This is a genomic window from Sagittula sp. S175 (genome assembly GCF_049800975.1).
In the GTDB taxonomy this organism is placed as follows: Bacteria; Pseudomonadota; Alphaproteobacteria; order Rhodobacterales; family Rhodobacteraceae; genus Sagittula.
Genome location: NZ_JBNAGB010000035.1, coordinates 26,015 through 33,880 on the forward strand (window position 1 = coordinate 26,015; position 7,866 = coordinate 33,880).

Annotated in this window: 8 protein-coding genes and 1 pseudogene; 4 read left to right on the forward strand and 5 right to left on the reverse strand. The window is 62.0% G+C overall.

Annotated features, from left to right (window positions below):
* Positions 1–37 precede the first annotated feature (37 nt).
* From ACP16H_RS24690 to ACP16H_RS24710, 5 genes are all read right to left on the reverse strand, one after another.
* Positions 38–556 (reverse strand): DNA repair protein RadC, encoded by a 519-nt coding sequence (locus ACP16H_RS24690; RefSeq protein ID WP_425074834.1) that lies wholly within the window; start codon positions 554–556, stop codon positions 38–40.
* Positions 557–663: 107 nt separating this feature from the next.
* Positions 664–1,104: a JAB domain-containing protein gene (locus ACP16H_RS24695; RefSeq protein ID WP_425074835.1), complete on the reverse strand. Its 441-nt coding sequence runs from the start codon at positions 1,102–1,104 to the stop codon at positions 664–666.
* Between the two features lie 124 nt (positions 1,105–1,228).
* Entirely contained in the window at positions 1,229–2,428 is a 1,200-nt protein-coding gene (locus ACP16H_RS24700) for a DUF932 domain-containing protein (protein ID WP_425074836.1), read from the reverse strand.
* Between the two features lie 173 nt (positions 2,429–2,601).
* Positions 2,602–3,897, reverse strand: a complete 1,296-nt coding sequence (locus ACP16H_RS24705) for a reverse transcriptase/maturase family protein (protein ID WP_111369328.1) — start codon at positions 3,895–3,897, stop codon at positions 2,602–2,604.
* Between the two features lie 438 nt (positions 3,898–4,335).
* The gene (locus ACP16H_RS24710; protein ID WP_111369326.1) at positions 4,336–4,740 is read right to left on the reverse strand and encodes a single-stranded DNA-binding protein; all 405 of its coding nucleotides are present in this window, start codon (positions 4,738–4,740) and stop codon (positions 4,336–4,338) included.
* Positions 4,741–5,172: 432 nt separating this feature from the next.
* Between ACP16H_RS24710 and ACP16H_RS24715 the strand changes: the two are divergent.
* The 4 genes and pseudogenes from ACP16H_RS24715 to tnpC all read left to right on the forward strand — a co-directional run.
* Positions 5,173–5,358 (forward strand): annotated as a pseudogene (locus tag ACP16H_RS24715) (transcriptional regulator); the annotation flags it as partial.
* An 85-nt stretch (positions 5,359–5,443) separates the two neighbouring features.
* Positions 5,444–5,872 carry an IS66-like element accessory protein TnpA gene (gene tnpA, locus ACP16H_RS24720; RefSeq protein ID WP_425074650.1) on the forward strand — a complete coding sequence of 143 codons (429 nt, stop codon included), beginning with the start codon at positions 5,444–5,446 and terminating at the stop codon, positions 5,870–5,872.
* Positions 5,869–6,222, forward strand: coding sequence for an IS66 family insertion sequence element accessory protein TnpB (tnpB, locus tag ACP16H_RS24725; protein WP_425074649.1), 354 nt, complete (start codon positions 5,869–5,871; stop codon positions 6,220–6,222). The genes tnpA and tnpB overlap by 4 nt, the downstream gene beginning before the upstream one ends.
* Before the next feature lie 124 nt (positions 6,223–6,346).
* A complete protein-coding gene (gene tnpC, locus ACP16H_RS24730) occupies positions 6,347–7,837 on the forward strand; it encodes an IS66 family transposase (RefSeq protein ID WP_425074648.1) in 1,491 nt (496 codons plus the stop codon).
* The last annotated feature ends 29 nt before the right edge of the window (positions 7,838–7,866 follow it).

Genomic DNA, 7,866 nt, shown 5'->3' on the forward strand with positions numbered 1-7,866 from the left:
CTCCAAATCCCCCCTGCCCCTCTCTGCCTCTCGGGCCTCACGCAGCGACCTGCAGCGCCCGGGCGGCGAAGGTGCGCCAGAGCGGGTCGACGAGACGCGCATCGAGAAGATCGGCGCGGTGGCGCAGCCGAACTGCCAGATCGGGCTCACCCCAGGCGGCCGCGCGGCCTGCCTGCGCGCGCAGCTGGCTCGCCTCGGTCACGACGCCACGTGCCTCAGCCGTGCTCGTCACCGGGTGGCACCAGGCGACGGCGTGGTCGCTGGCGGCCCCGGCCAGCACAAGACGGTCGTCGCGGTCAAGGATCGCCAAGAGCTGGGGCGCGGCATCCGGGGCCATCCTCTCGGCATGGTCGATCGCGCCCTGCATGGCCTCGGCCAGCGTCGCGAAGCGAGCGAGGACCATAGGGACGGCTCGGCCCGACATAAGGTCGGCCGGTGCGCGGCGCGACAGGGTCAGGGCGAAGGGGTGACTGGGGTCAGCCCCGCCCGAGGGAAAACGCGGCGGGATGCCCCGCGCGTAGACGGTCGGGTGGATGGGCAAGTGCAGATCGAACATGGGTGTATCTCCGACGTCGCGGGAAGCCTCTCTCCCCGCTTCACCGTCAAAGACCAAACCGCCGCCCTCTTCCTCGAAGGGGCGGCGGCGATGGGTCCGACAGGCCCTCAAAGCTTGCGCAAAGCTCGCAGGCTCAGCTCAGTCCCGGCGCCGACGATGATGTGGTCGTGCAGCGTCAGGCCGAGATACTTGCAGCCCTTCTGGATCTCCTTGGTCATGCTGAGATCGGCCTCCGAGGGCGTCGGATCGCCAGAAGGGTGGTTGTGGATCAGGATCAGGGCGCTGGCGTTCAGCATCAGCGCCAGCTTGATCACCTCGCGCGGATAGACAGGGACATGGTCGACCGTGCCGGTCGAGAGAAGCTCATCGGAGATGATGCGGTTCTTGCGGTCGAGATAGAGGACGTGAAAGCGCTCGATGGGACCTCGGACGGTCATAGCGCAATAGTCCATCAACGCCTTCCAGCTGCCAATGACCGGGTTCTGACTGAGATAGCGGCCGAGGATGTCACGGGCCTCGAGGATGACGGTTTCTTCCTGGGGGGTCATGGGGGTCTCGCTAACGTGCGCAGGCCGAAGCGCCCTGCCCTTTTCGGGCGGGGCCAGTGGCATGCATGTGGGAGGGAAAGCGCGACCGCCGCGCGCGAGGGCGGTCGCGTTGTAGGTCTCGGCGTCAGCCGACCCGGTCGAGGAGCTTCTTGGCGCGCCCTTCCATGTCGAGGCGGGCATCCTGCTGGGTCTTGTCGCGCGCAAGCCGCGTGATACCCTGCACGAAGTCGAAGATGCTTTCCGGCGGGCGGCCCTCTTCCATCAGCACCTTCTCGATGATCTTGCCGGACTCCGCCTTCGAGAAGCCGCGCTTGCGCAGGAAGTCGTCCCGGTCTTCGTCCGTTCGCGCGACGATCTGCTGCCGCGCGGCCTTGATGCCGTTCACGAAACCCTGCGGTGAGGAATTGGCAAAGCGCGTCAGCGCCGGGGCCGCCTCATGGGCGAAGCGCGAGGCCGCGTATTTCGAATGCCGGATGCGGATCTCCTGGAAATCCTCGACGCCCCAGAGGTTGCGGTTCTGGCACACTGCCCGCAGGTAGAAGCTCGCCATGCCGAGGGTCTTGGCGCCCACCTCCGAATTCCAGCAGTAAAAGCCCCGGAAGTAGAGGTCGGGAGAGCCGTCCGCCAACTTGCCCGCCTCGATCGGGTTGCGATCATCGACCAGGAACAGGAACACATCGCGGTCCGAGGCATAGAGCGTGGTCGTGTCACGGCTGATTTCGACATCGGGGTTGTAGACCCCGGTCGACCAATCCAGCACGCCCGGCACCTTCCAGCGCGTGTCACCGGTGCCATTGCCCGCGATGCGCTGCACTGCCTCAACCAGCTCATGGTCATGGATGCGGCCATAGTCGGGGCCGGTCACGGCGCGCAGTTCCGTTCGGCCATCTTCGGTCTCAAAAGTCTTGACCTGCTCGGCGCGGTGGTTGGTCAGACCGTATTGCAGGTTGATCCCCGCCAGCGGCGCGGGCAACTGCCGCAGATAGGAGGCCGGTGCGCCGACAATGCTGGCAAGCTGGCCGAACGCCCAATGCGTCGGCGCGACAGGCGCCTCGGCTTTCGGCAGCATCAGTTGCAACCGCTCGGGGTTATCGCGCGCGGCCTCGACCCGGATGTCGGCCGTCTGGACCACACGGCTGCGGCTGCGTTCCGACCGGCCTTTCGCATTAGCCCAGAGATCATCGAGCGACAGGTACCGCTCGTCATCGGGCCGGTTGAACCATTCGGACGACACCCGCCCGTTCCGCTCACCCCGGCTCACGTCCACCTTCCAGCCACCAGCCCTCGCCGGTGCGACCGGATCCAGAACTTCTACAACGCCCATCGGCTATCTCCCGCAACGGGCGCCGGAAGCCACTCTCCCAGCCCTCAACCCGTCACCGGGAAACCGGCACGTCTCTCACTCTTCAAAGCCCGGCGCCGACGAGTTAACTTCCGCAACGATGTGAATGCACGATCAGTAAAACGCAATCTGGTCCAATAAGAAGAAGAGCAAGTCTACTTGATCTTCTTAAGTTCCTGGATCTCACGGAGCGCGGCGCGTTCAAACCGCTTGATCTGCTGAGTGATCTTTTCGTCACCACCGAATGCGGAGGCGCTGCGCCGTCCATAGGAAGAAAAATTTCGCACGATCCGAACACCTTCGTCGTCACGCACCTTCAGGTGGGCGAACCGGCGATACAGGCGCTTGGTGTGTGCCTTAGTCGATTTTCCAGATGCGATATTTCGCTCGGCGATCTTGCGGGTCCGACGCATCGCCCTTTTCATCTTGCGCCATTGCCGAGCGAGGGAGCTTTCGCGAATTGCAGGCCCCGCCTCGTGGAGCGCGAAGCCAAGGTACTGGGCCGCTTTCCCCGCCACGGCGCCCGTGCCCGTAAACTCGGTCCTTTCAGTCTTGTGCGGAGAGATATCCAGCTTCTCTGCCTTGATGAGATCCATGATCTCTGCTTCGGCTGCTGCGGCGTGAGCAGGGTCGCAGATCACCAAGATGTCGTCCGAATAGCGGCGATACAGCGCACCGATGCTGTCGCAAAAAGCGCGTGCAGCCTCGTCGAAGTCAATCATGTATAGGTTCGACGCTGCTGCGCTGATGGGGGTGCCCTGAGGGATGCCTCGCCGATGCCCCTTTGCCAGTTCGGGGTTCGGGTGGAACTTGATGCCATTTGCCTTGAGCTCTTCGACGCTGGCGATCCGGTCCCGGCCATTCTCCTTGAGCCGGGAGGAGAACGTGGCGTTCGCCTTGAGTTCTTCCATATCGACGTAGTGGAAGGCGGTGATCGCCCGAAATACGCGCATCCAGTGTTCGGGAAGTGACGTTACGCCCAGCACTGCCTTTAGGCGGCGCTTCAGGAGCGTGTGGTCAAGATTGTCGAAGAAGCTGCTGACGTCGAACGCCAAGATCGTGACGGGAGCATGGGTCTTGGCAAACGCAAGCACTTCCGCCGAGAAATCGTAGTTGCCGCGACCGAGGGCACGATAGGCGAGAACGCTATCGGACAGACCTGCGGCGTCATAATGGGCATCCAGAAATTTGTTCATTTCGCTGGCGTAGAACGAAAGTATGCAGGCGTCCCGGTGCGATGCATACTTGATCGGGCGGTCCTTCGAGGTGATCGTCCGTTTCCCGGTCTTCGGGCATTTCTTGTAGCGTTTCTCGGACTTCGTGTAGTGAAGCAGCGGGACAAACGAGTGCTGAATCACGAAGTTCGGGTCCATTACCTTCCTAGCGAACTTCTCGCCAACGGGCAGATCGAAATGGCGGTAGCCTCTGGACTTAAACCAATCGAGCGGCATTCAGCCTCCTTATCGCAGAGTTCGGAGGACTGGCCCTGACCCTGGGCTCCGGTTTTTAGGCCGGGCGTCCCCCGAACGCACGCCACCTTCTGTCAGCGTATACGTTCAGCGTCTCACTTCCGAACGCCTCGCAGACACGGGTCTCGAAACGCGAGGTGGTATAATGTAACCGTGGAGGTCCGAGCTATGCTCAGTGTCTCATTCCGTCTGGCTCTGGTCGCAGAGATGCTGTTCGGCATCGTGCTGCCAGGTCACCATAAAGAGGTTGACAAGTTCAACGGCCAAACCCGTGAGCCATTTCCCGCGGGCAGTCACTATTTGGTGAGCGAGTTTCGGCAATTCAAGGTTGCCAAAAGACAATTTAGCCAACCCCGTTGATGCCGAGAGTACGAGAAACCGGCGGGTTGCCCCGCCGGGCCCGAGGGGAGACTCCGTTCCTCAGAACGGGATCTCGTCGTCGCGGTCGACCAGCTCGGGATTTTCGTTCTCGGCTGACTTCGGGCGGCTCAGGAAGTCGACCTTCTCGGCGATGATCTCGCAGCCGTAGCGGTCGTTGCCCATGCTGTCGATCCACTTGCTGTAGTGGATGCGGCCGTGGACGAGGACCTTCATGCCCTTTTCGCAATGCTCGGCGACGGTCTTGCCGAGACCGTTGAAGCAGGTGATGCGGTGCCATTCGGTGTCCATGACACGGTAGCCGTTCTCGTCGCGAAGGACGCGACCTTCCGAGAGGCGGGGGCGCGAGGTGGCGAGGCTGAAGTTGATGATGTTGGTGCCGCCCTGGGTGGTGCGGGCTTCGGGTTTTTGGCCGATGTTGCCGGCGAGGATGACGATGTTTTGCATGATTAGCTCCTGTGTTTCCTGTCTTCGGGACCGTCCCTTCGACAAGACCCGGAAAAAGCCCGTCGGGTGACGCGTGCACGGTGGACGGAACGGACGCCGGAAACCCCCAAAGGACCGGGGTGGAGCGGGCAGGACGCCATAGGCGGCCAACACGGCCCGGGCTGACGCGGGGTTGCGCGCAGGAGGCCGAACGGGATTAGGGGATTGTCAGTCGAAGGGATGGACCAGAAGACAGAGATACGCGGGGAGCCCATGCCAGACCCTGTCACCCTGCCAATCGGGACTGCCTGAACCCAAGCCCAGCACCCGTAACTGGCGGCAAAGACTGCAGATCAACCAACCATCGTCACCTGCCCCCCTGCCTACGGGAGTTGCGGTGCCTTGCCGCGACGGGCTATCGATACCGGAACATTCAGGATACGGACCGCATCAATGGCTGATTACGATCTCGAGGCACTGTCGCTCGGCGAGCTGAAGAAAATGCAGAGGGACGTCGCCAAGGCGATCTCCAGCTATGAGGATCGGCAGAAGGCGGAAGCCCGCGCCAAGGTGGAAGCTCTCGCCCGGGAGTTGGGCTACTCTCTGGCCGAACTTGTCGGCACCGAGACTAAATCCTCCGTAAGCGTTTCCTGGCCCCCACCTTCCAGCCGATAGCCTGACCTGCGATGCCGCGCCTGACGGATATTGGTGCGGGAGTTTCGCGATGGCAACTACGGGTGAGTTTCTCAGGGACTATGGCGTAGAGATACGGGGGAATGGTCAGCGGCGCTGGCCCGACGAGGTCAAGGCGCTGATCGTCGCTGAGACGTTGAAGCCGGGTGCGACGGTGAATGCGGTTGCTGCGCGTTATGGGCTTCGCGCGAACCAGCTTTCAGAATGGCGCAGTCGGGCACGCGATGGCCGGCTGGTTTTGCCTGCGGTTGAAGATGACAGCTTCTGTTTTGCGCCGGTCATGGTGTCGGATAACGGCGGGGTGCATGTGCCAGCTGTTGCGGGGCAGCCAGTCACGCCTGCAGCACCGCCCTCGGCACCAATCGAGATTGCGATGGGCCAAGTCACGATCCGATTGGACGCAGAGACGCGTTCTGACCGGATAGCCGAGATCGTGCGTGCAATCGGGGCACGGCCATGATGTTCCCTTCAAACCGCATGCGGGTTCTGGTCTCGACGCAGCCTGTGGACTTTCGCAAAGGTCACGATGGGTTGGCGGCAATCGTGTCATCGGTGCTGCGCAAGGATCCGTTCACGGGGACGGTGTTTGTCTTCCGCTCGCGCAGGGCGGATCGGCTGAAGCTGTTGTATTGGGATGGGTCTGGGCTGGTGATGGCGTATAAGCGATTGGAGGAGGCAACCTTCACTTGGCCTGCGATCAAGGACGGGATGATGGCGCTGAACCACGCCCAGTTCGAGGCCCTGTTTGCCGGGCTGGACTGGCGCCGTGTCAAGGCGCTGGAGACACGCCCACCCACTGCGACAGAATGAAACAACCATTCTCTTTTGCGTGTTTTTACTGGGGTTTTTATCATAATCTCGGGTCATGATTGAAACGCCTGTCATTGACCTTTCCACCATCCCTGCCGCGCAGCGTGCAGTGGTTGCGTCATTGATGGAAACGATCGCAGCGCTTCAGGATATTACCCAACGCCAACAGCATCTGATTGCCGAACTGAACCATGCCCTGCGTGGCAAACGGTCGGAAAAGCTGTCTGAGGATGAGCGGCAACTGGCCTTCGAGGACCTGTCCATCGCGCTGGCCGAGGTCGAGGCAGAGAAGGAACATCTGGCTGCCAAAACGGATGACAAGACGGCAGCCAAACCTGCGCCAAAGCGCACCATCGGCAACCTGCCCGCCGCACTGCCGCGCATCGAAGAGGTTATCGAACCCGATAGCCTGATCTGCCCTTGTGGCTGCGGCGTCATGCACAAGATCGGCGAAGATCGCAGTGAACGGCTCGACATCGTGCCGGCCCAGTTGCGTGTGATTGTCACCGTCCGGCCCAAATACGCCTGCCGGACCTGCACCGACGGTGTGACCCAAGCTCCAGCACCAGCGCACCTGATCATGGGTGGGTTGCCAACTGAGGCCAGCATCGCCCATGTGTTGGTCAGTAAATACGCTGACCACCTGCCATTATACCGCCAAAGCCAGATCCTGGCGCGCGCAGGCCTTGATCTGCACCGTGCCGTGCTGGCGGATTGGGTCGGCAAGGCAGCGTTCCACCTCAAGCCCGTCGTCGACCGGCTCGCCGAACATCTGAAACGATCCGGCAAGCTGTTCATGGACGAAACCACGGCCCCGGTGCTGGATCCGGGTCGCGGTAAAACCAAAACTGGCTATCTCTGGGCCCTGGCCCGCGATGACCGGCCATGGGGCGGTGAAGATCCGCCCGGTGTGGTCTACTTCTATGCACCCGGTCGGGCGGGCGAGAATGCCGAAACATTCCTGACAGGCTTTGACGGCATCCTGCAGATCGACGGATACCAGGGCTACAACCGACTGACCAAACTGACCCGCAAGGGCGGTGCCCCCATTCGGGTGGCCCATTGCTGGGCACACGCGCGCCGCAAGCTGAAGGAAGTCTTTGACCGCGATGGTTCAGAGATCGCCGCCGAAGGCCTGCGCCGCATCGCCGAAATCTATACCGTTGAAGCCGATATCCGTGGCGTCTCGCCCGGCCAGCGTCTGTCTGCCCGTCAAAGCCGCAGTGCTCCACTGGTCGTGGCATTCGGTGATTGGCTGCAAGCACAACGCCGCAAGATCTCCGCTAAATCCCGGCTGGGCGAAAAGCTGACCTACATCCACAATCACTGGGACGGTTTGCAAACCTTTCTGACCGACGGGCGCGTCGAGATCGACAACAACCGCGTCGAAAACCTGATCCGCCCCATCACTCTAAATCGCAAGAACGCCCTCTTTGCGGGTCACGACGAGGGCGGCATCGCCTGGGGCCGCATCGCCTCGCTGATCGAGACCTGCAAGATCAACGGCATCGAACCCTTCGCCTATCTCAAGGCCACCCTCACAGCGATCGCCAATGGCCACCCGCAAAGCCGCCTCGACGATCTGCTGCCGTGGAACTTCAAGCTGTCAAGCTAAACTGACCGTGCCGTCCAGCGACCGCTTAC